This is a genomic window from Frigoribacterium sp. PhB116 (assembly GCF_004364285.1).
In the GTDB taxonomy this organism is placed as follows: domain Bacteria; phylum Actinomycetota; class Actinomycetes; order Actinomycetales; family Microbacteriaceae; genus Frigoribacterium.
The window spans coordinates 657,136-683,821 of sequence record NZ_SOBE01000002.1 but is presented as its reverse complement, the minus strand read 5'-3'; the positions used below and the strand labels follow the sequence as shown (position 1 = coordinate 683,821).

Below are 26,686 nucleotides of genomic sequence, written 5' to 3'. Positions count from 1 at the left end.
AACTTCGCGAGCGACTAGGGGAAGGCCCTGATCGACGGTCGTACACCACCTGCGCGGCAAGAGCCCGGCTGCATCACCGGTGTTCGATTGGTGTAGACAACCCAGCCTCAGCTGACTAATCGGCGCGCCAGAAGGACGATGGCTTCGACAGACGGCCCGGGCATACTGATGCTTTCCGCCGCGGCTAAGTGATATGTCGCGGCGTTTTTCTTCGGAGCCCCTCTTCCAGCAGCGACGATTTTCGCTCTGGCAGCTTCCCAATCGGGCCACTCTCGATTCAGGACATCTTCGAGGTTGTCGTCGACGGCGAACAGGTCATCCGCGATCTTCCCCGTAGGAAAATCCTGGTGCGCGAGGCCGAAGTAGCTCAAGAGCTTCCCATTAGTCGCCGCCTGCTGCTTGGTTTCATTAGCTTCGATTTTGGCCCGCTCCTCGGGAGACTTTGGCGGGTCGTAGTTCTTCGCTCCAGCTCGTGCGCCACTCTTTAGATCATTGTCGAACACCACGAGCGAGGGGATGCCCAGGCGCTTCAAAATGGCATGAGGAACGAATAGATTCGATTTCGAGTTGGCCTCTGCGACGGCAATACCATGGTGCTCTAGGGGCACGGGGCCAATCCGCCTAGCCGCTCCGTCAATAATTGCCCTGTCTGTGCTGCCCTCGACCAGCACGACGGCATCGCTGAAGAAAGCTTCTGCAAGGTTTGCAGTACAAACTTGATCCCAACGGGCCATCAGCGCGTCGGTAGATACGTATCCTGCTAGGTCCGCCTTCACATCTGCGAGCGAGGCTCCCTTGATCACGACGCGACCAACGGCGCCTGAGGTGGACTGGCGAGTGACCCGTCTCACTTGGTCGAAGTATGAGGCGTTTATGAAGTAGGGGCTGTGGGTCGCGTAAGCGACCTGTATTCCAGCCTGCTCGTCGGACGCCAGACTACGAAGCACGTTGGCAAAAACTCTCGCCTGCGTTGGGTGCTGGAAAAGTTCGGGCTCTTCAATAGCAAGGGTGATGATGCTGCCAGTATTGTCACCCTCTCGGCGTTCGGCCAATAATTTGAGGGCCCCAATGAGCAGCGCTCGCTGAAATCCATGGCCCTGGCGCTCAATGCTCGTTTCCGAGAGAGCATCGACAATGGCCATGCGGATTGCGGGAGAAGTGGGCTTAAGTTCAGGTGCGAGGCCCGTCAAGCGCACTGTCTTTCCGGCAGTGAATGCACCGACTTCTGCGCTGAGCGCGCTCCCAAGGTCGAGTAGTTGTTCGTCGAGATGGTCTGCGTTGATCGATTCCTGTCGTTGCCCAAATTCCTCGGCAAGAGCCTCGTAGGCATCATCCAAAGCTTGCCGCTGAAGAGTCCGTTCTAGGATTCGGCCAAGAACGGTCTTTCGGCCTTCGATACTTTGTTCCCCCGCGCGCAAATCTGCTGAAACGAATACGAAATCGAAGATGCCCGAAAGCACGTTCTTGCCGTTGAAACCGAAGAAATGATTTGAGGGCAGGTCTGAGGCTGTCAGCTGAGCGGGGTGGTTCGTCTCCCACTCCAACATCGCGATGTCCACCTCGTCTCCGGTCCGGCACGGTGGGAGTTCGAGATCTGGCTGACTTTCCGCCAAGGCCGCATAGGCCTTCCGCCGCTCGGTCTTGCTGGTCTCCAAGCGAATTGCCTCGAAGGGAGGAAACACACCCCCAACACCCGATGTTTTGTCCTCGCCCGCAGCCCAGGTCCGTGTTGCCGTGAACGTCGCCGCGCCGGCCGGAGCATATTTGACGCCGAGGGCTTGTCGGTCGCTATCAGTCAGGCGATCGAACGTCACGCTGACCGAAATTGGCGCGCTCGGCCCCGCCCCGGCAAATACATCTTCAACCGTGAGTCCTGAACCCTTGTCCCCGTTGAAGAACCAATCCAGGCTCCGAAGCACAGTTGACTTTCCAGCCCCGTTTGGACCGATGAAGCTCGTTACCTCACTGAATATGACCTCAACATCCTCAAGACAGCGAAAGTTTTGGATGCGGACCGTTCGAATATGCACATGGACTCCCCACTGACGATGGGAATGAACATAGCTCACCTTGTGCGGGCTTGGACCCCAGTCTCGCGTCCCTAGGGATACGAGGCGTCTTACCATCGCCGCCATCGGCCCTCAGATTTTCAGCCGAGACATGTCTTGTAACCGTGTGCCTCAAGTACCTGCCATAATGAGTGTCACAAAGCATGCTTACGAGACAGGTGGATCGATGTGGCCAAGCTAATTGGGTACGCGCGGGTGTCGACGCGGCAACAAGATACGGACCGGCAGGAAATTGACCTCATGGCAGCTGGAGTTAGGCGCGATGACCTCTATGTCGATCGTGGTGCCTCAGGGGCGCGAGCAAGCCGACCGTCACTGGATCAGGCCCTGCACGCACTCCATGAAGGAGACACGCTTCTAATAACGACCCTTGACCGTCTCGGACGCTCAACTCAGAACATGTTAAATCTCGCGGATGATCTGAACGCTCGCGGTGCGTCGCTCCGCGTGCTGAACCTCGGTGGGGGCGACGTCGATACATCCACCCCGATGGGTTCGATGGTCTTCACCGTGATGGCAGCGCTTGCCCAAATGGAATTGCAGATCAAACGAGAACGCATTACAGACTCAGTCACGAAACGACGCGCCGCAGGAAAGGACCTCGGCGGCCGCCGGCAAGCCTTCACCACCTCACAGATCGTCAACGCGGCGAGGCTACTCGATGCTGGCGAGCCCGCGACCCAAGTCGCCAAAGATCTCGGGATGTCGCGAGCAACGCTTTATCGCCGGCTCCGACAGTTGCCCCAGAAGCAGGACGCCTCGCTAGATATCAAGTAGTCGAACCTGAACCCCTTTCCTTGGGGCTACCTCAAGCCGCGGCCCTTATCCGTTAGCCCTTCCCTTGGAAACAAGCCGGTCTGGGAATGAAAGTTCGCGTGGGTGCCACTCAGCGTGACCCCGCCATGTCCCACCGTGTCCCGCGCATAACGCGGGGTAAACGTGGGGTTCAGTCCCTTCCGGACGACGCAACCTGCCGCCAGACATCGAATGCTTCTGATCCCTAGTCACGTCGTTGCGGGACTTGCAGGGAAGCCGAAGCCGCAGGTCCAGCCCGGCACGGCCGGCAGCCCTTCAAGCGGTTACTGCTATCGAGAACCATCGAGATGTAACTGCACGCAACTGTTTAGACGAGCGAAAGGGCGAGCAGGGCGAATAAGTGGCGCTTCACCGTGCGGGCGTAAGTTCCGCCGCGACCCAGTCGAGGTCTTCCTCGGAGTAGATGCAGATGTCGCGAGCACCTAGGCGGGTGGTCCTTGGCAGCAAGGGGAGGCGTCGGTTTAGATTCGAGGTATGAAAGAGTTCAAAGTTGCTCGGGAACAGCAAATCGCCGTGTTCGGCGAGTCGGGCAGCGGGAAGACTGTGCTGCTGTCGTCGTTCTATGGCGCCGCGCAAGAGCCCGCGTTCGTGCAGGACCGCTTGTATAAGATCACGGCGGACGACACTGCGCAGAGGAATCGGCTGCATCAGAACTACCTTGGGATGAGGAACTCCGGCATCGCTCCTGAGTCGACTCGCTTTGCCGCGACCCGGTACGTGTTCTCGGTCACGCGTCGCCCCATGACAGGTGGGAAGGGCAAGAAGCCGGCAGCCGAGGAGTTGCGGCTGGTCTGGCACGACTATCCCGGGGAATGGTTCGAGGAAGATCCCTCGACCGCGGAGGAAGTCGTTCGTCGGGGCGAGACGTTCCAGGCGCTGGTCGGCTCAGACGTGGCCGTGTTGCTTGTCGATGCGCAGCGGCTTGTCGACAACGCTGGCGAGGAGGAGCGGTACTTGAAAGCGCTGCTGACGAAGTACATGGCCCATGTCTCGAAGGTGCGCGGCCAGCTACTGCCCGATGGGAATCAGCTAGCGCGCTTCCCCCGGGTCTGGCTGTTCGGGCTGACGAAGGCAGACTTGTTGCCCGAGATGGACGTGACGGGGTTTCGCGACCTTGTAGTGGAGAAGGCCGGCCACGAAATGACGCTGCTACACGAAGAGCTCTCGGCGTTCGTCGAGGAGCCGGAAGCCTTCTCGCTGGGCGAGGACTTCGTCCTGCTGTCCTCGGCGCAATTCGAGCCGGGGAAGATCGACGTTGACCGGCAGATCGGCGTTAGGTTGATGCTGCCGATCGCTGCAATGCTGCCGTTCTCCCGATACGTGCGGTGGGCAGGGGCGATGCGACGTAGCAGCAAGGTTGCGAAGGAGCTACTGGACCGGTCAGGTCCGGTCCTAGCGTTCATCGCGACCAAAGTGAAGCTGCCGGGCCCGCTGAAGCTCATCACAGTGGCGTTGCCGTTCGTCCTGGACCCTCTGCTCGATCACAGCCGCGACAAGCTGGAGGACGCCTACAACGCTGCGAAAGCCCGGCACGACTTCCTGACCGCAGTACTCCTCGGTTTCCGCCTCGAGCTCGATCAAGCTGTCGACGACAAGATGTTGATCGAGAGCCCGAAGTGAACTACCTCTGGGCCACCCGCGGGAAAACGTGGGGTTTTCGCTTCCTCCACACGGCAGGCCTGGCCAACCCGCTCGCGGTGTACGAGGACGCGTTCGCCGGGACAGAAGGCATGCCAGAGACCTTTACGAGACGCGATAAAACGCTTGCGGTGCGCTTTCCTGATCCCGATGGACGTACGGACCGTGCTGGGCGGGTCATCCCGCACGAGTTCGTCGTCCTCGCTCCGGATTACGCCATCTTCCAGGACGCAGATGCTGCACGTCGGGCGCTGTGGAGTGAGGCCCGGGAACCGTACGCGGCGGTCTGGGAGCGGACGTCGCCGCCGACCGCAGACGTGCTGCGGTAAACCAGGGTGGCTCGGTCGGGCGGATACCATCAGGGGTGCTCGTACCGACCCGGTGGTTCTGAGCGTGTTGGATGTTATGAGGGGTACGAACAATGACGTCGATCCATGATCTGCTTGCCGAGTACGCGCAAATAGCGCCTGACGCTCGGACGAAGGGGCGCCTGTTTGAGCGGTTGACGAGGGTGTTCTTGACGACGGACCCCACGTGGACGGCACGGTTCGACGAAGTGTGGCTGTGGCAGGACTGGCCCGGCCGCGACGGCAAGCCCGACACCGGAATCGACCTCGTCGCCCGCGAACGACATGGCGGCGGTTGGTGTGCGATCCAGTGCAAATTTTACGCCCCCGCATCCACCATTCAGAAAGGGGATCTGGACTCGTTCTTCACCGCGTCCGGGAAGCACCCCTTCACATCCAGGATCGTGGTCGCGACTGCCCCACTGGGCAAGAACGCGCAGGACGCGATGGTCGGGCAGGGACTGCCTTCGAACCAGATCCCAGTCGACGAGTTCGATCAATCCGACATCGACTGGTCGACGTATTCGTTCGACAAGCCCGACGAGGTCGCATCGCCGCTGAAAAAGCAGCTCCGCGCGCATCAGCAGGAAGCTCTTGACGCAGTCCAGCGCGGGTTCGCTGACCATGACCGCGGAAAGCTGGTCATGGCATGCGGGACGGGGAAGACGTTCACCAGTCTCCGCATCGCCGAGGAGATCGCCGGCGCCGGCGGGTCAGTGCTGTTCCTAGTCCCCTCGATCGCGTTGCTGTCGCAGACGTTGAAGGAGTGGTCTGCGGAACGGGCCATGGACATGCGGGCGTTCGCCGTCTGCTCTGACAGCAAGGTAGGCCGGGTCTCGGAGGACTTCACTGTCGCTGACCTCGCCTACCCGGCAACAACGAATACCACGCAGCTGCTGACTGAGGTCGCAAAGAGCTCGGCGCCCGATGGGTTGACCGTGTTTTTCTCCACGTACCAGTCGATTGATGTCATCGCGAGAGCGCAGGCCGAGGGGCTGGCGCCCTTCGACCTGGTGATCTGCGACGAGGCGCACCGGACCGCTGGGTTCATCCGGCAAGGCGCTGAGGAGTCCGCGTTCCTCCGCGTCCACTCGGACGAGTCGATCCAGGCGCAGGCGCGGCTCTACATGACTGCGACGCCGAAGATCTACGCCGAGTCGGCCCGCAGCCAGGCGGATGAGAACGCGGCGGTGCTGTACTCGATGGACGACGAGGCCGTGTTCGGGCCGGTGTTCCACCGGCTCGGGTTCGGCGAAGCCGTGGAACGGGACCTCCTCACCGACTATCGGGTCCTGGTCCTAACCATCGATGAGGACTCCATCGGTTCCGCGTTCCAGGAGACCTTCGCCGCCAACGGGGAGCTAAACATCCCTGACGCTGCCCGCATCGTCGGTATCTACAACGGCCTCGCCAAAAGGGGCGTTCAGGGCATCGACACGACCGCCCCGAACGCGCACAAGCCGCTCCGCCGAGCGGTCGCGTTCTCGCGGTCCATCGCCGACTCGAAAACCGTCCGCGGATACCTCAACGGCTACGACGGGGTCGACGGGGTCCGCGCGGACAGCATCGCCGGACGCCGCATCGACCGGGACGCCGACGGCGATGAGCAGACGTTCCGCCTCGAGGCAGACCATGTTGACGGCGGGATGAACATCCTCGAGCGCAACCAGAAGCTCGAGTGGTTGAAAGCCGACACGGCGGGTGAGAACGTGTGCCGCATCCTCACCAACGCCCGGTGCCTCTCCGAAGGTGTCGACGTGCCCAGCTTGGACGCAGTGATCTTCCTGAACTCCCGCGACAGCCCCGTCGACGTCGTCCAATCCGTCGGCCGCGTCATGCGCAAAGCTCCCGGCAAGGACTACGGCTACATCGTCCTACCGATCGCAGTGCCAGCGGGGCAGTCACCCGAACAAGCACTCAACGACAACACCAAGTTTAAAGTCGTCTGGGACGTCCTTCGCGCACTCCGCGCACACGACGAACGGTTCGAAGCGAAAATCGAACAGATCGACCTCAACGGCCGCACCGATACCGGCCCGGTCATCGCGACCAACTACACCGACTCTGACCTCCCCGAACCCGCACCGGGCACGGCGACTCCGGAGACGTCGCAGATTCCGCTCGACATGAGCGTCCTCGGCACGGACTGGCAGAACGCCATTTACGCCCGCATCGTCGACAAAGTCGGTGAGCGCGACTACTGGGAAAACTGGGCCAAAGACGTCGCCGACATCGCCGGCCGTCAGATCAACCGCATCACCAACCTCGTCGACGGCTCCAACGGAAGTCTCCGCACCGAATTCACCCGCTTCGTCAAGGGGCTACAGGACAACCTCAACCCTGGTGTCACCGAACCGCAGGCGATCGAGATGCTGTCCCAGCACCTCATCACCCAACCCGTTTTCGACGCCCTCTTCGCCGGTCACGCCTTCTCCGACCACAACCCGGTGTCGCAGGTCATGCAGCGCATGGTCGACGCCCTCGAGGAGCAGAACCTCACCACAGAATCCAGCGAACTCGCCGCGTTCTACGCCGGCGTCCGACGCACCGTTGCCGGGGTCACCGACGCGGCCGGACGCCAAACGATCATCAAGCGGCTGTACGAGAAGTTCTTCACCGGCGCCTTCCGAGGCACCTCCGAACGGCTCGGCATCGTCTACACACCCAACGAGATCGTCGATTTCATCCTCCGCAGCACAGACCGGCTCTCCCGCAACCACTTTGGCGCCGGCCTGACGGACCACGGCGTCCACGTCCTCGACCCGTTCACAGGCACCGGCACCTTCATCGTCCGACTTCTGCAGTCCGGGCTCATCAACCCGGCCGATTTGGCTCACAAGTACCGGCATGAGCTGCACGCGAACGAGATCGTACTGCTGGCGTACTACGTCGCCGCCGTGAACATCGAAGCCACCTACAACGGCCTGCAGGGCGGCGAGTACGTGCCGTTCCCCGGCGTGGTCCTCACCGATACGTTCCAGACCGCCGAAGACGATGACACCTACGACGATCAAGGCGTGTTCGGCGACAACAACGAACGCGTCAAGCAGCAGAACGCCCTCGACATCCGCATCATCGTCGGCAATCCTCCCTACTCATCCGGGCAAGACTCCGCCAACGACAACAACCAGAACATCAAGTACCCCTATCTCGACAAGCGCATTTCCACCACCTACGCGGCACGGTCAACGGCTACCTTGAAAAACAGCCTCTACGACTCCTACATCCGCGCCATCCGCTGGGCATCCGACCGGATCAAGGACCACGGCATCGTCGCCTATGTCACCAACGGCGGCTTCCTCGACGGCAACACCGCCGCAGGCCTCCGACTCACCCTCCAAGACGAATTCACTGAGCTCTATATCCTCAACCTCCGCGGCAATTCTCGGACCGCTGGTGATCTCGCCAAACGCGAGGGGGGAAATGTCTTCAATGTTCGAGTTGGTGTATCCATTTCGATCTTGGTGAAGAACCCTGGCAGGCCATCGTCCGGCACGATTCACTATCGCGACGTCGGCGACTACCTCACCCGCGACGACAAGCTCGGCCTCCTCGAACAGTACGGCGACTCTGACGGTGTGCCGTGGCAGCAGATCACCCCGAACGTGCATGGCGACTGGATCAACCACCGCAACGATGCCTTCGAAAAATTCACTCCCATCGGGGACCGCAATTCCCCAGAGGCGGCCATATTCCGCGTATTTTCTGGAGGCTTGAAGACAAACCGGGACTCTTGGGTATTCAGTTCGTCACACGCCTCGCTAGTCAGCAACGTCTCAAAGCTTGTCGAGGTGTATGAACGCGAGGTCGAGCGAGTAGCGTCCGGTGAGGTCAAGGCACCGTCCGGGCTCCATTCGAATCCGACTGAGATCAGTTGGTCCTCTGGGCTCATCCCCCGCGCAATGCGTCAGGAATCCATCAAGTTCAATTCGAGTTCTGTGCGTAAAGCCATGTACAGACCGTTTGAACTTCAGAATGTCTACTTCGATGACGCCCTCAATGACCGCCGGGGGCAGCTGCCGCGAGTCTTTCCGGCTGGCGAGCAGAACTGGGGCTTCTACTACGTTGGCGCTGGCTCAGCCGTCCCTTTCTCAGTTCTAGCGCTCGATGCGCTCCCTGATCTACACCTGACCGGGGCCGGTTCCGGAGGCCAGTTCTTCCCACGGTACGTGTACGACGTCGAGCCACAGGGGGGAACGTTCGCGATGTTCGACGGACCGCAGCGCCGTGACAACGTGACCGAAACCGCTCTCGGCCGGCACCAGGAACTGTACGGCGCGGATGTGACCGCGGACGACGTGTTCTTCGCTGTCTATGGACTGCTGCACTCCGAGGACTACCGGCGTGAGTTCGACGCGGACCTGAAGAAGATGCTGCCCCGCATCCCTGAGCTCACCGATCCGGCCGATTTCCGTTCGTTCGCCGCCGCCGGACGAGCGCTGTCGGAACTGCACCTCGGGTACGAGGCCGCGCCGCTGTACCCGTTGACGTTCAGCGGCCCGGTGCCTGCTGACCTCCGCGTAACAAAGATGAAGTACGGCGGGAAGCCCGGCAACCTTGACCGGACGCAGATCACGGTCACGCCGGGCCTGACGATCACCGGCATTCCGGCAGAGGCGCATGACTACAAGCTCGGCTCACGGTCCGCACTCGACTGGATCCTCGAGCGATACCAGGTCAAGACCGACAAGGCCTCCGGCATTGTCAACGACCCCAACGAATGGGGCGCCGAGCACGGCAACCCGTCATACATCGTCGAGCTGATTCAACGCATCGTGACCGTCAGCGTTGAGACAGTGCGCATCGTGCAGAACCTGCCGCCGCTGCGCTATCAGGAGGCGGCTGCATGAGCCCACGCGAGTCGGGCGCCGACCTCGCGGAAGGGGTGGCATTGCCGTTCCGCCCACAGGAGCTGACCGTTCGGCAGCTGCTTGCATCACATGTCGCAGTCCTCTATGAACTCCTACGTCGAGGGGTCGTCCGCACACGCAACTCACCACTCGGTAACCTTGCCGAGACGATCGCACTCCATGATGACGGTGAGGCTTACCTTCACACGTTCGTCTTCGTGTCTCAGAAGCACCCGCGATACTCAGGCGAGGCGGTCGCCAAGATGCGCCAAGCCGTGAAGACCTACGACCTGCAAGCCATCTGGCGCGCACACGGCACCTCACGCTCGTCATCGCCGAGACCGGCTTGTACCGAGGCCGATTGCGCGGGCGCATAAGGCGCCCCACGTCTCGGCTCATGGCCGACAGCCTCCCTCAGCAGCATGGCTTGTGCGCGTCGGTTCCGATTTCGGCGTCGATGCCCTCAGCGACCTCGTTGGTCGGGAACGTAGACACCCCCCACACCCCCACACCAGCCGTGACTGCGAGCCAGACGTACGCGACTTAGTCGACCGGGTCGGTCAGTCGAAAGCCGGCTCCCTCATCGCGGAGCCCGCTCTCATGCCCGGCGACACGTACCGGTGGGCACAATGCACGGGCGGCAACCGCACGCCGCTCCTTGTCGAGGTCGACTTCGACAGCGCTGTGGGGATGGTCGCCCCGGCTGACGCACCGTCTGGCGACAGGTTGTCGCGGCGAACGCAGGTCACGTGTGGTCGCAGTGCGATTTCCTTACCAGTCGTCACACTGTGGGGAGGCAGGCAGCTCTCGTCCAGTGGGCAGAGGTGATGTCGCTCTTCGAAGCTCGGAAGGCGTCCTGCTGACGAGCCTTATGAGAGATAGCCATCACTCCTAGCACTAGACCTGAGACCAGGAGCTCCTGGTGTCGACCGCGCCAAGCCCCTGCAGCTTCAGCTTCAGCTTCAGCTTCAGCTTCAGCTTCAGCAGCAGAAGCGCCTGCAGGTGCTTCACAAGCCGGATTCGGCGGTCGCCGAGCGAGAGCTGAAATGCGTGCGGCCCGCCTGGACGCCCCCTTCCATGAGGTCAGCGCCGTCGTGGCCAATGGGACTTCGCCATCAAAAGCGTCTGACATACCGAGGAGGCTTTCGTTCTCAAGCGACTAGGGAATGACTAGCCGCGCATGGATGGAGATGAGCCTCACTCTCGAATCAAATCTGCGTGACCTCGAGCTTTCAACTGTTGGTGAGGCGGCCGAGGCTGAGGTCGAATGGCGGTTCCCGGCCTCGTTCGGCGTCACGCCGTGGCCAGGCGTGCGCGGGCTCGTCGACCGGGTCGGTTCAGCTCGAGCCGGCTACCTGATCGTTCAGCCCCTTGCCAAGGGCGGAGTTGCGTATCGGTGGGCTCAGTGCACCGGTGGCAGACACACGCCGCTCCTCCTCGAGGTGGGCTTCGACAGCGGCGTGGGGATCGTCGCACTGGCTGGCGCACCGTCTGCCGAACCAGTTGTCGTGACGCGTGCGGGTGACGTTTGGCCGCACGCCTCGGTTGCCGACCCGAACGTGCTGTTGGACCCCGCGACGTGCGTGGACGTGTTCTTCTCGTGGCTCACCTGGGGACGCCTACCTGCAGGCTTAGAGATGCGGCCCGTGGACGGCTACAAGCTGCCCGCTCCCTGATGCCGCGCACAGGGGGCGAGGTCCGAGAGGAGCAGTAGGGCTGGCGAAGTAGATGTGACACGTCGTGGGCGATTCTCACGTCCCCGAGGTGGTCCGCAGAGCACGGCCTGGCCCGTGAGTATCCGGCAGTTTGTCGAGCACGCAGCGTGCGGTCGACGTCTCGGTTTCAGCCGAGTCCGGGAGCAGTTCGCTCATGGGTGCCCCCCGGGCCGGTTCTCTGTCACCTGCTGGCTTGCAGTTGACAATGAACCGGCCTGCCTCACCGAGCTACAGGATCTTCGGCGTCTGGCGTGCGCGGCGTCGAGCGACCGTGCGCTCGATCGCGCGGCCCCTGTTCATGGTGTTGGTGTGGTCTGCGAACTGCTTGGGGGTGAGCTCGTCGGTACCGGTCACCTCGACCACGATCGCCCAGCGGTACTTCTCGTAGTCGTCCATCTCGTTCGGGGTCATGAGGGACGACGGGTCGATGCGGTTGCGGGACATGTGGTTCTCCTTGGTGTTGTTGGTGTGGTGCGTTGCGATGGATGAGGTGGTTGCATCTGGTCGGGATGCGGCTGCAGGTGCGGCCATGGACTTGCCAGGTGGGCCGCGTGAGCGGGTACTCGAGGTGGTCATTCGCCGATGAGCTCGGCGAAGCGGCAGGTCTCGTAGTCGTGGTCGGTGTGCCTGTAGCTCCGGGCGGTGACGATGGTGACGGCTGCTGCTCGGACCTCGTCGCCTTCGGCGCCTTCCAGCTGCGGGCGGAGGCCAGAGGCGCGGAGCTCGTCGTCGTACTCGACGGTGGCGAGGATGACGTCGCAGTAGACGCAGGTCTTGCGGTGGGTGTTCATGGTTGTTCCTTCTTGTCTGCCCGGACGAGCGCCGGGATATGTGGATGGCCGTTGGTGGCCCCAGAGGGGAAGTGGGGCAGAGAGCGCGGTTTATTTAGGCCGCAGCCCTGAGGTCCTGCAGCGAGTCGCGCAGGGTCTCGTGGGCTGCGCGTCGCAGCTGAGACACTCGAGCGGAACTGACTCGTAGCTCCGCTGCCGTGTCTTTGCCTGCGACGTCTGCGAGGCCCTGGAGGACGATGTGGCGTTGCGGGGCCGGCAGCTTGTTGATGGCCCGGTGCACATCGAGGGCGACCTCTGCCCGGGCCATGCCGCGGTCACGAGAAGCGGGCTCTCGTTCCCAGCCGAGGACGTCAAGGGACAACGCCTCCCGCCACGGCTGCATCGCAGTCCTGGCTTCGCTCTTGCCCCCTCTTCCCTTGAAGACATGCTCGGGAATGGAGACCTGCGAGACGAAGAGGCGGACCTCGTGCATCATCTCGGCCCGCACGTACGAGGCCGCGTAGGCCGGGAACTGGGGTGCCTCTGACGCTTCCGAGGACGCGTCCGGGGCGAAGGCTGCCGCCGCCTTGGCGGCGCCGAGCCAACCGCTGGCAACGAGGTCGTCCCGGTCGACGGTCGGATGCGTCCTCGAGACATTGGCCGCCTGTGCGAGGACGAGAGGGCCGACCGCGTTGGCCAGCTCGAAGGTCGCCTGCTTCGAGCCAGCGGCGATACGGCGCGCAAGGTCGAGTTCGCGCTGGCGCGTGAGCGCCCGGGTGGTGCGGAGGAAGGTGATGGCCACTGTGTGTCCTGAGGTGAGTAAGCGTTTGCTCGACCGGCCGGACGATGCGCCGGGTGGCGTTCGCTTGGGTGGCAGGTTCACAACAGAGACATGGGGCGGAAATGGCGGTTTCCGGAGGGGGTCGGGGACGGGGCTGGCCCCAGTTGAGGTGACAGGTCATGAGGTGTTCCTTTCGTCGGTAGGACGCGGGTGCTCCTACCGATTGGGCATGCGGCAGGTTGGGTGTCAGAGGTCGAAGGCGCTGGCGGGCAGGACGTAGCCGCGGGGGCGGGTCTCGCCAGCGATGGCGCGGGGGGCCTTGCCTCCCGGGGTCGTTCCGTCCTTGACGAGGCTGAGGAAGCCAGCGTTCAGCTGCCCCATCGGCAGGCCTTCTAGGGCTGGGCTTCGCCGCTTGAGGTCCGTGACGGCCTGGTTGCGGAGGACGACGTACTGGCGGTCCTCGGAGAGCACGCCGACTTCGAAGCGGGTGGGCTCGTAGACGCCGGCGGTCGCCGTGCGGGCCGTCCACTGCCATCCGAGGCGCGTCGCTTCCTCCCCGGTGGGCATGCTGCCGTCGTGCAGGGCGATGTGACCGGTCTTCGAGGCGATGGTGTCGCGTGCGGCGTTGACGACGGCCTGCGCGGGGTTCGCGTCCAGCACGAGGGCTGCGTTCGCCCCGGCGAGGTCGTCGAGCGCCTTGACGACGTGCTCCTGGGTGGGGATGAGGTCAGCGAAGCCGGCGGTCTCGGCGAAGAGGCGGAGCATCGCCCAGCCGGCGCCGACGACGGAGGCGTTGCTCGCGGAGCGGCCCGCCCTGGGCGCGTTCTCCGCTCGGAGACGCTCGTTCGTGGTTCGGAACTGGCGGAGGGTGCCGGCGGTGTCGAGGCGGCTGGCGAGGAAGCGGATGTAGGCGCCGTAGACCGCCTGGGCTCCAGTCGGGTGTGCCTCGCGGAATGTGTCGAAGGGGGACGCGTCTCGGGGCGTCATCGCGACGGCTCCGGGTGGGAGGTCGATGGCGAGAATGCGGGAGAGCACACCGACTCCCCCGCCGGGCAGGGCTTCGCCGGAGATGATGGCGCAGGTCTCGGCTTCGGAGGCGGTCTTGAGTCCGCCGTCGACGGTGGACTTGGCCCCGGAGCCGGCACCTCCGTAACTGGCCTGGACCACGTTCGCGACCGCGAGGTTGACGACGTCGGCCTTCCGGCGGTCCTGAGGAACGCGAAAATCGTCGTGGATGCTGACAGCGTGACGCGCCCACTTGGCGGTGATGGACGCTCCGAGCGCAGTCGCGCTCGGCAGTGAAGACCCCGTCCAGGAGGAGAGGTATGCGTTGCCGGTGAGGAACGCCTGGAAGGCGCGCAGCAGCTGCGTCTTGCCCGCGTCCGGCGGGCTAACCAGGAACACGCTGGTCCGCTCGGAGAGTGCCAGCGGGGCGGCGAAGGCGAGGCCCAGCATCGCGAACGCGGCGTGACTCGAGGGCGTGATGTCGAGGAATGCCGGGATCGCCGACGCCGCCGTCCGGATGGCAGTGGTGTCCGAGGGGAGGTCTGGGAAGCCGTAGGCGAGCTGCGCTTCGAGGAGGGAGTCCTCTTCGCTTCGGGGTGGGCTACCGACGGCGAAGCCCGGGACGGTCCCCTGGGCGTTGACCGATCCGGCAGGCGCGAGGTAAGTCCATCCCCCGCCGTCGGGCTTCAGCCAGCCGAGAGTGCCGTAGGCCTCGACGACGTCGGTGCCGCCGTCGGTGCCGAGCTCACGCAGGGCGTTGCTGACCTGCTCTCGAGCGACGGTGCTGATGGGGAGGCTGACGCCGACGTCGAGGCGGTCGACGACTGTCTTGGCGGAATGGGCTTCCGCAGTGGTGAAGCCGGCCTGGGTGCGCACCCGTCCGTCGGACCTCGCGAGGGTGACGCTGACCTTGGCCTCGGCGGCGACGACCTTCCGGCCCTGCGTGTCGACGGTGAGCTGCTCGGTCTTGCGGCTCTTGAACGCGACCCAGCTGCTGATCCGCTCGAGGCGTTCCCCGTGCGTCAGGTCGGGCAGCTGGAAGCGGACGGTCTTGTAGATGCCGTGCCGGGTCTCTCCTGCTGAGGTCTCGTCCCAGACGTAGGCGCGCAGTCCGTCCTCGAGTTCGAACCGGGCGGGAACACGGTCGGCCACGGCCCGAGCGATGGTCAAAGGTGCCTCCGCTGCGGCCACCGGGGTCGACGTGGAGGTCGGGCCGAGGAGGTCCAGCAGCGCAGTCTCGTCGTTGGCTTCAGCAGCATCGTCAGCCCACGCCCCCACGGGTGCCAGTACAACGGCCTGCGGCCCGGTGACGGCCGGGAGGGGCGTCACCGGCGGTGGCGCCATCGAGACCGTTTGCGGCGCTGGTGCGATGCCGAACGCGCGGAGGACGTCGGGGTCGAGCACGGCGGGGAGGCTGGTGAAGAACGGCAGCGGCCAGGTCCCGCCGCGTTCGCCGTCCGCGACCAGGCGCGCCGCCCTCCGGTACCCCGTGGGGCCGCCGAAGGCGTGGGCGAGGAGGTCGAAGGACGACCAGGAGTGGTTCTGCCCGTCGAGCCCGAAGATGCTCTGGATTGTGGTGTCGAAGATGGTCAGCCGCTCCGGCTCACCGTTCGTGGCCCGGTAGATGCGGGCTGAGTCCAGTGGGCCGAGGTCCCCGTCGGGGCCGGGGAAGGTGAGTCCGTTCTGGGGGCGCTCCTCGGCGCCGAAGACTGCTTCGGCGAAGACGCTCACTGGCACGGTCAGCGCGAAGCGGTCACCGATGCGCTCGGACGTCCCGGTAGCCGAGCCGGCCGCCGCGGGCAGGTGCCCAGTGCCCCGGGTCTTCGCCGGTCGGGACTCCGGCGTCGACGCCTCCGGGTAGCGGGTCAGAAGTTCGTTTGCGGAGTAGCGGGGGCCATCAGCGAACTCGAGCCGGGTGCGCCGCCCCTGGTTCGCGTTCCAGGTCCCGGCGGGGCGCAGGATACGGACAGCGTCGGCCAGGACTCCCGCGTCGATGTTGAGGACGTCCTCCGCAGCGAGCTGCATCCAGAACTTCTTGTGGGCGTCCAGCAGGGCGGCCCCGTCGGGGGTGTGCGGGTCGAGGAGGTCGTCGAGGACGAAGTAAAGGTGGACGCCGCCTCCGGTGAAGACCTTCACGGTTGCCGGCGGAGCCGCATCGATCCATCGCTGCGCCTGTTCCTTCGTCGGGTTCCTGTCGCCCGCGGAGTGGCTGCCCGAGTTGAAGTCGATGTCGACGAACAACGCAGGCAAGGCGACAACGTCGGCCTTCTTGCCCCGTCCCGGCCCGTAGTTGGGTCGGAGTCCCCCGACTCCCACCCAGACGTTGTCGCCCTTGCTCGCTGCCGTCGCCAGGACGTCCCAGGCAGCTGATGCGTCGTTGATGGGGACGGCCGCGATTCCTCGGAAAGCGCCCTTGACGCCGGTGACCTTGTCGACGGCCTGGCTGCAGATGCTCATGACCGTGCCTGCTGGCCACTCGTGGCTGCCCCAGATCGCAGCGTGCTGCGCTGCCCAGTCCTGCTCGTCGAGAGCCATGCTCTCGGTGGTGGTTTCCCCCATGGTCGATCCCCTTGTGATCCCGTCTCCGGGGCACCGCCACTCGGCGGCACATAAGGGAAAGGGGGCAAAAACGACGGAAAGTTAAGCGCCGGTCGCATTTTTTTCCGAGGCCGGACCCGGCAAGGCAGACAAGGGGTCGGGCAGCCAGCGGTCGAGCGCCTGGGGCAGGTGACCGGAACAACAGCGACGGGCGGGCAAGAACCTGCGAACCGTGGAGCCCGGCCATTGCCTCTAGATCTGCTGGTCTGAAGAGAAGAAAAGAGAAAACAGGCCTGCATCCTCGGGGGTTTGGTGCTGCCCCAGGTGCTGGCCAAGTCGTGCCCCAGCCCTGGACCGCTGGCCTGAGCTCATGCGAGCCGACGAATCTCGGGTGGCGGCTTAACTTCTGCCCGATCGTGACCCATCTGATGAGTGAGGGAGAAGAAAGCCCTCGTCTTCACAAGAGACTCAACCGCGCCCCCGATGGCGCACGTAGGAAGAGAACAGCATGTTCGAACAGCCCATCCGCCGCCCCCGATACGCCGGCAAGTTCCAGGAGTTCGTCAGGACCCTGGACCCGGTGTCGCGCCAGAACCTCGCCCGGCTCCTCGACGACGACGACCTCACGGCCGCTGACTTGCAGCTCACCCTCCGCAGCAACGGTCTCGAGCTCGGGACCACGAGCATCAACCGAATCCGGGCAGACCGGAGGGAGGACCGCGAGGAGGCTGCCCGGGCGGAGCGCGCAGCCCGACGCCGTCAGGCCAGCACGCGCGGCTGACCCACCGTGGGCGCCAGACCTCAGATCGAGATGGCGCCCACCTGGAGGTAGCCGCTACGGGCAAGGCTCAACAGGAGAGCAGACGCCGACTGATGCTCGAGAGTCATGACGTTGCCCAGGGGTGGCTGCCACCCGTTGGCGCCCGGGTGGACGAGGACGAGGGGCACGTCGCGGCGGAGCCAGGGAGTCGGGTCACGGTCTGTGATGTTCCGGTCTCTGGTGAGGCGGTCGATTTCCGTCATCGTGCACCCGTCGAGCGAGAACGTGCCGGCGCTCGACGCCCGCTGCATCGACTCCGCCTGGAACTCGGTCGCTGCCACGACGGCGATCGCTCGCATCGCGGTCGGCCGGTCGACGCCTTCACCGAAGTGCAGGTCGATGAGTGCCTCGATGATCTGGTCGGACGTACCGGTGAGAACTTCACCACGGGAGCCAGGACCACTGGCATGGAGGAATGACTTCTGCATGCCCTCGTCATGCGCGGCCACCGCCGTGCCGGGGTAACGGGGCAGTCACTCCAAGCGAAAAAAGCACTCGACTCGAAGAGTCCTGGGTTGCTCAATTTCCGCACCGTGAGAGCCATGGTCAGCTGCGGCGCGGTCTGGCGGACTAGGACTAGGACTAGGACTAGGACTAGCTGAAATGGTGGCACTACCTAGTCTCGGCTCTGAACCACACCACGCTGCGTTCCAGGGGGACCTATTGTCACGGACATGACTCCACGTGCCTTGGTCGTACCCGTATTGGCCGCGCTCCTCGTCCTCACCAGCTGCACGAGCAGGGACCAGCCCATGAGCGAGGGGTCGTCGACAAGCGGCGGACCGTCCGCAGATTGGACCTCGATGCCGAAGTCGCCTCGCCCCACGGCAACCACAACTCCCGTTCCGGTACCAGCGCCCGCCCCTTCACCCGCCCCCGTCGTTGAAGTCTTCGTGACCAAAGTAGAGTTCCTCGGTTCCGGTGAAGCCACGGTCGTATACAACCGTGAAGGCACGCAGATCCAGGAGAATGTGACCCTCCCCTACGAGCACGTCTACCGCTCCGGCGAGTATGACCTCTCAGATCCGTACCTCGCGGCGGGAACCGCGAGCCTGTCAGGAGGAAACGCAGGGTGCCGCATCACGGTCAACAACCAAGTCGTGGACGAGATACTGCCAATCCCGACGCAGACCAGTGCCCTGTGCACGACGCTCTGATGACCTCGCTCGCAGCCTTTTCTACCTTCAACAGTCCAGCTATCGCATCGCCGTGCCCGCACTATCTACTAGTCGAGGCGTCCTGCCAACCGTGACCGTGACGTTCCGCGATTCGGGCGGCCACCGGTGGAGCCGCACCGACACGGATCCCATCGGTCGGGCCAGAGACCCTTCGTCAAGAGGCGCATGGCCTCGTCATGTGATCGGATTGCTGGCCCGGTTGATCGCCGTCAGATTGAGGAGGGGCGGGCCTCCCGTGGGAGGCTCGCCCGCCCAAGGTCAGTGACCGAAAGCCTCCCAGACCGTTATGCCCAGTACCACGAGCATGATGGCCAACCGGGCGGCGTTGGTGCCGAGACCGAGCAGTGCGTCCGCGCTCTCAATCCTCGACATCGCGGGGCGCTTGCGCGCCCAATAGGGGTCAGACCTAGACTCCATCTGTAACTCCGTTCCTGCTGACTGGATTTCCAGGCCGTGTCAGCGGTTCAGCCTTGGCCCTGTCGAACATCGGCAGGGCCTTCGCTGTCTCCAGCTCTCGGCTTCACCAAGAGTCTGCCCGCCTCCTCACCCATTTCGGCAGCGCGCCTGTGGATGACCCTGGGGATAACTGGCTCGACACGCCTCAAGCCTTCTCATTCGGTCAGTCGGGCAAGGCCCGTGCAAACCCCTTCAGACCCGTCCGCGCCCGAACACACAATCCGAAAAGCCCGGGAAATCACGGGCTACACCTGCCTGTGTAACACCGCGACTAACTCGTGCCAGGTCTCGGCGTGTCGGGACACGCGGACGCAAGGGGAGGTCGGGTGACCCGCCTCGACGTGGAAGGGAAGAAGAAGAAGAAGAAGAAGAAGAGGGTTTGAATGTGCCCGGGACAAAGGGCTAGCTCTGACGGAGCTCCACCGCGTCGAACGCCATCACCTGACTGCCTTCTCAACCTTGCTTCGCACTGCTTCAGGCAATTGCACACGAACAAATTCGTCCACGGCAGCCGGGTCTGGGTCGACTCGGTCAGCCACGACTCTCTCGTCCCAGGTCTCGTAATTTGCCGGGTCCGCGAAGACGATGACGCCGATGCCGTGCCGTCGCGCTTCTGTGATGACCGCGTCGAGCGCAGCAGGAGGTTGCTGATCGTCCGGAACGTGCAGGAGAACGTATGAATGCGTCGCGGCACGCCGGTGAGCCAGCGCTTCGTACACGGCAGTCACATCGATCATGTCGGACGGCTTGACCTCGAAAGTATGGACGGAAAGAGTCTTCACGGGCAGGTAGGTAAAGACCTGCACCTCGACGGCCGCCAAATCTGGACGTGTCCACTTGCCCCCAGTGAGGCGCCTCCCAGCGCGGGAAACGTCCTCGACTGCGAGGTAGTCGTAGCCCTTCTCCGACTGCCAGTCACCAAGAAGGACCCCTCTAAGTGGCTCGTAAAGACTCTCTTCCGACTGACGCGGCGCTACTTGATCCTTGCTGCTAGCGTCCAGCGGATCTCCGACGACAGCAGCGTCGAGGACCCGGGCGGTCGAGCCGCCTCGACCCCGCCCGCGGACGGCACGGCCGTCTTCGACGAGAAGGTCACGGGCGGCCCAGAAATCGGCTTTCTCTCCACCAAGGGTTCTGAGTAGCTCCCCGTTCAGTTTTAGCGAGCCGTCTGCGGGCAGGAGGTCAAACAGCCTGTCCTGCAGTGACGGACCAGCGCCCATCGACTGTTGATCAAACGCAGCACTCCCAGTCGGAGTCTGGTCGATGCCGTCGCTACCGTTCACTTCGTGCCCCCAGATGTATTTCCAAAGCGGAACTCCATCACGTGACGAAGCTACCATTGTCGTGGATTTAGCCGGAGACTCGTTGATCGCCTAACTCGAGAGTGCCTACCAATGGCACTAGCATTTCATCGTGAGCGACAATCAGTTGTCAAGCGAGGAACTTCGCCAAGCACTTCTAGACCGGAACTTCATTCCGCGTGCCTCGCGCCGCGGTGACGATCTTCCTCCGAGCTTGACGACCGTGGGCCTAAGCAGCGTCTCGGGGCAAGTCGTCGCCAATCACACCGACGGCAATTACCGGTCCCCCAAGGGCACTAGAGCGATGCCCGGCTACTCGGTCTCCGACATCCGTCTGGCTCACTATCGGTGGAACCCACGACGCATCGAGTTACCGCATCCCGTTCCATACTCCGCGCTCGTGGAGACGCTAGCGGGACACTGGGACGCTGTAGTGGCACCTCGCATGAACTCGGACCGAGCACAGTTTCAGATTCGCCAGCACGTTGACGGTCGAGTTGCGTCGATGCAACAGACGAGGCCGCACCTTCGCCCCGGCGTCGGCAGCCGCTTCCGGGTTCACGCCGACATCGCGGCGTTCTACGACTCGATCTATACCCACTCCATCCCTTGGGCGCTACTGGGAAAGGAGGTTGCGAAAACAAATCGCGGTTCAGGGCTCCCGGCCAATCAGATCGATAGCGCATTGCGCTTTGCTCGACGGGGCGAAACAACGGGCGTGTCGATTGGTCCGGGTACCTCGTTGATCGTTGCCGAGATACTCCTTCAATCGGTTGATCAGCGGCTCGGTCAGTTTCGCTTTGAGCGATTCTTGGATGACTACGTGGCGTATACGAAAACTGAAACGGAAGCTGAAGAGTTCGTCCGCCTCCTCGAATCGTCGCTCAGAGAGTTCGGCCTGCAGCTCAACGGTCGCAAGACAACGGTTGAGGCTCTTCCGCTGCCGGATGAACCCGGCTGGATTCGCGAATTACGCCGATCAAATGTGTCTCGCCCATCGGAGATGATTGACAAAGCAATCGACATGTCGTTGAACGACCCGACGGCCAGCGCGATTCAATGGGCATTGTCCCGCGTCCGCAAGGAGATCGCGGGCTACCCCCCAGCCGAGCAGGGCCGCGTTCTCAACCGTCTGGCCGAGCTCGCCTTTACCCACCCCCACACGACTCCAGTGCTTGTAGATGCGCTCGAGTCCATTGATGTTGACCTCGCTGCGGACGACATCGACACCCTCCTTCGAAAGCACGCGAACGATCGCCAATCGAGTGCGATCTGCTGGATGTTGCACCTGACCTGGTTGCGGGAGATCGAGATTTCCGATGACAGCTGGAACTCAATCGTCGCGGCACGGGATCCACTCGCCAATGCATACCTCCTTCGTCAGCCTTCTCGGCCGGCTAACAAGACGCAACAGACAGCGCTCGTCGATTCACTCGCCGATCCGATCGACGACTACGCGAAGGACGAGGAGTGGCCGGCTCGGTACATCGCCTTCTTGGACGGGCGAGAGGATATGACTGACGCCTCGTTTGCCGAGCTGCAAGGGGCCGGGGTGAAGCTGCTTGCAGACCCGAGAGCTTGGGAGGAGGAGATCTTCGTAGACGACCCGTTCGAACCACTGGATACCTACGACGAGGACAGTGATGAGGACTTGTCGGGGCTCGGACTCAGCGGGTAGCAATGATCCCAGCGCAGCTATCACCTTCCTCGGGTGGGCTAGCGGGCGAATCGGATCGGCAGGTACCTAACTGTGGCGGAACTCCTCGACGTCTCGCTCTCACGTGTATAGCGATTCAAAGATTCCAGACGTGGCCAAGTGCCTCAACCGCGAGGGCGGCTGATCGTGCTGCGATTTGTTCGTCCGAACATGCACCTCGGCTTAGCAAATTCGGGAGCGAATTGTCTTACTGTCGCAGCTTGCCGAACCCGGTTCGCCCCCTGCCGGACCGGCAAAACCACAATGTTCAAGGCTCTTCGCGGCAGGGCAAAACTCGCGACTGAGTCCGAGCGCGCTGGTGTCGAGTAGAGCGACATGTCCCGGACGCGTGCGCGCCGGGCGCAGTTGTTTAGCTGTGACGGAACTCCACCACGTCGCCGTCCTGCATGACGTACTCCTTGCCCTCGATGCGGGCCTTGCCGGCCGAGCGCGCCTCCGCGATGGAGCCGGTCTCGACGAGGTCGGCGTACGAGATGACCTCGGCCTTGATGAAGCCCTTCTCGAAGTCCGTGTGGATGACGCCGGCGGCCTGCGGGGCCTTCCAGCCCTTGCCGATGGTCCAGGCGCGGGTCTCCTTCGGGCCTGCCGTGAGGTAGGTCTGGAGGCCCAGGGTCTCGAAGCCGATGCGGGCGAGCTGGTCGAGGCCGGACTCGTCCTGGCCGGTCGACGACAGCAGCTCGGCGGCGTCCTCCGGGTCGAGGTCGATCAGCTCGGACTCGATCTTCGCGTCGAGGAACACGGCCTCGGCCGGGGCGACGAGGGCCGACAGCTCGGCCTTCTTCGCGTCGTCGGTGAGGATCGACTCGTCGACGTTGAAGACGTAGATGAAGGGCTTGGCGGTGAGCAGCCCGAGCTCGCGGATGGGCTCGAGGTCGATGCCGGAGGCCGAGAGGGCCTCGCCGCGCTGCAGCGCCTCCTTGGCGGCCACGGCCGTCTCGTGCGTGAGCGGCTCGACGCGCTTGAGGCGGAGTTCCTTTTCGTAGCGCACGAGGGCTTTCTCGACGGTCTCGAGGTCGGCGAGGATCAGCTCGGTGTTGATCGTGCCCATGTCGCCCTCGGGGTCGACCTTGCCGTCGACGTGCACCACGTCGGGGTCGACGAAGCCGCGGACGACCTCGGCGATGGCGTCGGCCTCGCGGATGTTCGCGAGGAACTTGTTGCCGAGCCCCTCGCCCTCGCTCGCGCCCTTGACGATGCCGGCGATGTCGACGAACGACACGGGCGCCGACAGGATCTTCTCCGAGCCGAACAGGCCCGCGAGCACGGGGAGGCGCGGGTCGGGCAGGTTGACGATGCCGACGTTCGGCTCGATGGTCGCGAACGGGTAGTTCGCCGCCAGCACCTGGTTCTTGGTCAGGGCGTTGAACAGGGTGGACTTGCCGACGTTGGGCAGTCCGACGATCGCGATAGTGAGAGCCACGGTCAGCCATCGTACCGGCGCGCGGCCCGACACACCTCCGGGGTGCACCCGACCGCAGGAGGCGCGGGTCGACCCGGCAGTGTCCGAGGCCCGTGACACCATGGTGCGATGCCCATCGACTTCACCGCGATCGACTTCGAGACCGCGAACTCGAGCAGCGCCTCCGCCTGCTCCGTCGGCCTCGTCAAGGTCCGTGACGGCGTCGTCGTCGACAAGGTCGGCTGGCTGATCAAGCCCCCGGCGGGGCACGACACGTTCCTCGAGTGGAACACCCGCATCCACGGCATCCGGGCCGACGACGTCGTCGACGCCTTCGAGTGGCACGAGCAGTTCGACCTCATCGCCGACTTCGCCGGCATCGACGTCTTCGTCGCCCACAACGCAGGTTTCGACATGGGCGTCATCAAGGGCGCGTGCGCCGCGACCGGGGTCACTCCCCCGTCGTGGGCGTACCTCTGCAGCCTCCAGGTCGCCCGCAAGACCTATGCCCTCGACTCGTATCGTCTGCCGCTCGCCGCGGCCGCCGCGGGGTTCACCGGCTTCTCGCACCACGACGCCCTCGCCGACGCCGAGGCCTGCGCGGCGATCGTCGTCCACGCGGCTCAGTTCCACGGGGCGGACGACCTGCGGCAGCTCGCCGAGACGGCACGCGTCGGCATGAAGCGGCTCACGCCCGCCGCGCCCCCCGCCGACGCGGGAGCCCCGGCCCCGCGCCGCCGCGTCGTCTTCCGCTAGCGGGCGCGGCACGCGCGGCGCGCGCTCTCGGCCGGTGTCGGCGGCGGCTGCGACACTCCCTGCATGACCTCACCGCTCCTCCTCGTGGCCCTCGTCGTCATCGCGCTCGGGGTCGGCACGGCCCTCGGCATGCTGCTGTCCCGGTCCCGGGCAGCCGAGGCCACGGCCCGGCTCTCCGCCGACGCCGCCGCGGCCCGCGCGACCGTCGAGGGCTACCGCGAGCGGCTGATCGACCTCGACGAGCAGCACCGGCGCGAGGCCGCCGGCCAGGAGGAGCGCCTGCGCGAGTTCCAGGACAGGCTGCGCGACTCCCGCATCGCCGAGGCCGAGCGGGTCCGCTCCGAGGGCCAGGTCATGACGGCCCTCAGCCCGGTGGCCCAGAGCCTCGCGGCGGTCCAGGCGAAGGTCGCCGAGCTGGAGGAACAACGCGCGCACCAGTACGGCACGCTCAGCGAGCAGCTGCGCAGCGCCGTGGCCTCAGAAGAACGGCTGCGCAGCACGGCCGAGTCGCTGGCGTCCGCCCTCCGCTCGAACAGCACCCGCGGGGTCTGGGGCGAGACGCAGCTGCGCAACGTCGTCCAGGCCGCGGGGCTCGTCGAGCGGGTCGACTTCGACCTGCAGAGCAGCATCTCGAGCGACGCGGGCGCCGGCCGCCCCGACATGGTGGTCCACCTGCCCGGCGGCAAGAACATCGCCGTCGACGCCAAGGTGCCGTTCGCGGCCTTCCTCGAGGCGAGCGCCATCCCGGCCACGGCCGTCGGAGAAGAGGCAGCCCGTCGCGACGTGCTCGTGCGGCAGCACGTCAAGGCGCTGCGGGCCCACGTCGACGCCCTCTCGGCCAAGACCTACTGGGCCGGGCTCGAGTCGTCGCCCGAGCTCGTCATCGCGTTCATCCCCAGCGAGTCGCTCGTGTCGAGCGCTCTCGAGGCCGACCCCTCGCTGATGGACTACGCGTTCCAGAAGCGCGTCGCCCTCGCCTCCCCGGTCACGCTCTGGTCGGTGCTCAAGACCGTCGCCTTCAGCTGGCAGCAAGACGTGGTCACGAACGAGGCGAAGGTCCTCTTCGACCTCAGCCGCGAGCTCTACGGCCGGCTCGCGACCATGGCCGGCCACGTCGACAAGCTCGGCCGGTCGCTGCGCGGCTCGGTGAACGACTACAACCGCTTCGTCGGCTCGCTCGAGCGCACGGTGCTGCCGTCGGCACGTCGCCTGAGCATGCTCGACGAGACGAAGACCCTCACCGCCCCGACGGTCGTGGAAGAGCTGCCCCGAGACCTCACCGCAGCAGAGCTGACGACCGCCCTCGACGCCGACCGCGAGGTCGAGGCGTCGAGGTCGGCGCCCGACGAGCGTGAGGCGAGCCAGGCGAGCCAGGCGAGCTGGACCGACCGGGCGAGCTAGGGCGAGCTACGCGGTCTCGCCGTACCACTTCGAGACGAGGTGGTCGGCCTCGACGCGGCGGATCGTGCCGGAGTGCGAGCGCAGCACGATGCTCGACGTGCGGATCATGCCCTGCTTGCGCTTGACGCCCGCGACGAGCGCGCCGTCGGTGACGCCGGTGGCGACGAAGTAGGCGTTGTCGCCCTTGACGAGGTCGTCCTGGTCGAGAACGCGGTCGAGGTCGTGGCCGGCATCGATCGCCTTCTGGCGCTCCGCGTCGTCCTTCGGGGCGAGCCGGGTGAGGATGAGGCCGCCGAGCGCCTTGACGGCGCAGGCCGTGATGATGCCCTCGGGAGTGCCGCCGATGCCGACGCACATGTCGATGCGCGAGTCGGGGCGGGCCGCGTTGATGCCGCCGGCGACGTCGCCGTCGAGCAGCAGGCGGGTGCCCGCGCCGGCGGCGTGGATCTGCTGGATCAGGTCGGCGTGGCGAGGACGGTCGAGCACAGCGACCTGGATGTCCTCGACGGCGAGGCCCTTGGCGTCGGCCAGGGCGCGGATGTTGTCGCCGACCGGCTTGTCGAGGTCGATCACGCCGATGCCCTCGGGGCCGGTGACGATCTTGTCCATGTAGAAGACGGCGCTGGGGTCGAACATGCTGCCGCGGTCGCTGACCGCGATCACCGAGAGGGCGTTCATGCGGCCCGCGGCGGTGAGGCTCGTGCCGTCGATCGGGTCGACGGCGATGTCGCAGGCGGGACCGAAGCCGTTGCCCACGTGCTCGCCGTTGAAGAGCATCGGCGCCTCGTCCTTCTCGCCCTCGCCGATCACGACGACGCCGTCGAAGGCGACCGTGCCGAGGAACTTGCGCATCGCGTCGACCGCCGCGCCGTCGGCGGCGTTCTTGTCGCCCTTGCCGATGAACGGGGCGCTGCGGATCGCGGCAGCCTCGGTCGCCCTCACCAGCTCCATGCCCAGGTTGCGGTCGGGGTGCGAGTAGAGGGTTCCGGAGTCAGCCATGCTCCGGAGCCTACCCGGGAGGCGCCTCCCCGACGGTCGTTGCACAGACGTGCACGCCAGTCCACAGCCCCTCCACGCCCGTCGCTGCCCGGTCCGCTCCGGGGGCCCCTGACTAGGGTGGAGGAGCACC

At 64.7% G+C, this 26,686-nt stretch carries 19 protein-coding genes; 10 read left to right on the top strand and 9 right to left on the bottom strand.

Going from position 1 to position 26,686, the window contains the following annotated elements; genetic code table 11:
- Positions 1-107 precede the first annotated feature (107 nt).
- Positions 108-2,069 carry an ATP-dependent endonuclease gene (locus EDF20_RS09665; protein WP_166644792.1) on the bottom strand — a complete coding sequence of 654 codons (1,962 nt, stop codon included), beginning with the start codon at positions 2,067-2,069 and terminating at the stop codon, positions 108-110.
- Positions 2,070-2,237: 168 nt separating this feature from the next.
- On the opposite strand from EDF20_RS09665, the gene EDF20_RS09660 reads away from it, so the two are divergent.
- The 5 genes from EDF20_RS09660 to EDF20_RS09640 all read left to right on the top strand — a co-directional run bounded on the left by EDF20_RS09660 (position 2,238) and on the right by EDF20_RS09640 (position 11,396).
- On the top strand, positions 2,238-2,846 hold the full coding sequence (locus tag EDF20_RS09660) for a recombinase family protein (RefSeq protein ID WP_133738505.1): 609 nt from the start codon (positions 2,238-2,240) through the stop codon (positions 2,844-2,846).
- 513 nt (positions 2,847-3,359) lie between these two features.
- Complete coding sequence (locus EDF20_RS09655) at positions 3,360-4,505, top strand: ATP/GTP-binding protein (RefSeq protein ID WP_133738504.1); 1,146 nt, start codon at positions 3,360-3,362, stop codon at positions 4,503-4,505.
- On the top strand, positions 4,502-4,852 hold the full coding sequence (locus EDF20_RS09650; protein ID WP_133738503.1) for a hypothetical protein: 351 nt from the start codon (positions 4,502-4,504) through the stop codon (positions 4,850-4,852). Before EDF20_RS09655 ends, EDF20_RS09650 begins: the two co-directional genes overlap by 4 nt.
- A 92-nt stretch (positions 4,853-4,944) precedes the next feature.
- Entirely contained in the window at positions 4,945-9,720 is a 4,776-nt protein-coding gene (locus tag EDF20_RS09645) for a type ISP restriction/modification enzyme (RefSeq protein WP_133738502.1), read from the top strand.
- A 1,184-nt stretch (positions 9,721-10,904) separates the two neighbouring features.
- Positions 10,905-11,396 (top strand): hypothetical protein, encoded by a 492-nt coding sequence (locus EDF20_RS09640; protein ID WP_133738501.1) that lies wholly within the window; start codon positions 10,905-10,907, stop codon positions 11,394-11,396.
- A gap of 267 nt (positions 11,397-11,663) precedes the next feature.
- On the opposite strand, the gene EDF20_RS09635 is transcribed toward EDF20_RS09640, so the two are convergent.
- The 4 genes from EDF20_RS09635 to EDF20_RS09620 all read right to left on the bottom strand — a co-directional run bounded on the left by EDF20_RS09635 (position 11,664) and on the right by EDF20_RS09620 (position 16,550).
- Entirely contained in the window at positions 11,664-11,879 is a 216-nt protein-coding gene (locus EDF20_RS09635; RefSeq protein ID WP_133738500.1) for a hypothetical protein, read from the bottom strand.
- 128 nt (positions 11,880-12,007) lie between these two features.
- The gene (locus EDF20_RS09630) at positions 12,008-12,226 is read right to left on the bottom strand and encodes a hypothetical protein (protein ID WP_133738499.1); all 219 of its coding nucleotides are present in this window, start codon (positions 12,224-12,226) and stop codon (positions 12,008-12,010) included.
- 94 nt (positions 12,227-12,320) lie between these two features.
- Positions 12,321-13,007 carry a sigma-70 family RNA polymerase sigma factor gene (locus tag EDF20_RS09625; protein WP_133738498.1) on the bottom strand — a complete coding sequence of 229 codons (687 nt, stop codon included), beginning with the start codon at positions 13,005-13,007 and terminating at the stop codon, positions 12,321-12,323.
- 225 nt (positions 13,008-13,232) lie between these two features.
- Positions 13,233-16,550 (bottom strand): hypothetical protein, encoded by a 3,318-nt coding sequence (locus tag EDF20_RS09620; protein WP_133738497.1) that lies wholly within the window; start codon positions 16,548-16,550, stop codon positions 13,233-13,235.
- A 487-nt stretch (positions 16,551-17,037) separates the two neighbouring features.
- Between EDF20_RS09620 and EDF20_RS09615 the strand changes: the two genes are divergently transcribed.
- On the top strand, positions 17,038-17,310 hold the full coding sequence (locus tag EDF20_RS09615; RefSeq protein ID WP_133738496.1) for a hypothetical protein: 273 nt from the start codon (positions 17,038-17,040) through the stop codon (positions 17,308-17,310).
- 20 nt (positions 17,311-17,330) lie between these two features.
- Here the strand turns inward: EDF20_RS09615 and EDF20_RS09610 are convergent, their stop codons facing one another.
- On the bottom strand, positions 17,331-17,777 hold the full coding sequence (locus tag EDF20_RS09610; protein ID WP_133738495.1) for a hypothetical protein: 447 nt from the start codon (positions 17,775-17,777) through the stop codon (positions 17,331-17,333).
- 465 nt (positions 17,778-18,242) lie between these two features.
- Between EDF20_RS09610 and EDF20_RS09605 the strand changes: the two genes are divergently transcribed.
- Positions 18,243-18,506 (top strand): hypothetical protein, encoded by a 264-nt coding sequence (locus EDF20_RS09605; protein ID WP_133738494.1) that lies wholly within the window; start codon positions 18,243-18,245, stop codon positions 18,504-18,506.
- 914 nt (positions 18,507-19,420) lie between these two features.
- Here EDF20_RS09605 and EDF20_RS09600 read toward each other — a convergent pair.
- Entirely contained in the window at positions 19,421-20,266 is an 846-nt protein-coding gene (locus tag EDF20_RS09600; RefSeq protein WP_133738493.1) for a hypothetical protein, read from the bottom strand.
- A gap of 130 nt (positions 20,267-20,396) precedes the next feature.
- On the opposite strand from EDF20_RS09600, the gene EDF20_RS09595 reads away from it, so the two are divergent.
- Positions 20,397-21,962, top strand: coding sequence for an RNA-directed DNA polymerase (locus EDF20_RS09595; protein ID WP_133738492.1), 1,566 nt, complete (start codon positions 20,397-20,399; stop codon positions 21,960-21,962).
- A gap of 388 nt (positions 21,963-22,350) precedes the next feature.
- Here the strand turns inward: EDF20_RS09595 and ychF are convergent, their stop codons facing one another.
- Positions 22,351-23,421, bottom strand: coding sequence for a redox-regulated ATPase YchF (gene ychF / locus EDF20_RS09590; RefSeq protein WP_133738491.1), 1,071 nt, complete (start codon positions 23,419-23,421; stop codon positions 22,351-22,353).
- A gap of 108 nt (positions 23,422-23,529) precedes the next feature.
- Here ychF and EDF20_RS09585 point away from each other — a divergent pair, with 108 nt between their 5' ends.
- A complete protein-coding gene (locus tag EDF20_RS09585; protein WP_123548082.1) occupies positions 23,530-24,156 on the top strand; it encodes an exonuclease domain-containing protein in 627 nt (208 codons plus the stop codon).
- 63 nt (positions 24,157-24,219) lie between these two features.
- Positions 24,220-25,557, top strand: a complete 1,338-nt coding sequence (locus EDF20_RS09580; protein ID WP_133738490.1) for a DNA recombination protein RmuC — start codon at positions 24,220-24,222, stop codon at positions 25,555-25,557.
- A 6-nt stretch (positions 25,558-25,563) separates the two neighbouring features.
- Here the strand turns inward: EDF20_RS09580 and glpX are convergent, their stop codons facing one another.
- Positions 25,564-26,556, bottom strand: coding sequence for a class II fructose-bisphosphatase (gene glpX, locus EDF20_RS09575; protein ID WP_123548080.1), 993 nt, complete (start codon positions 26,554-26,556; stop codon positions 25,564-25,566).
- Positions 26,557-26,686 lie beyond the last annotated feature (130 nt).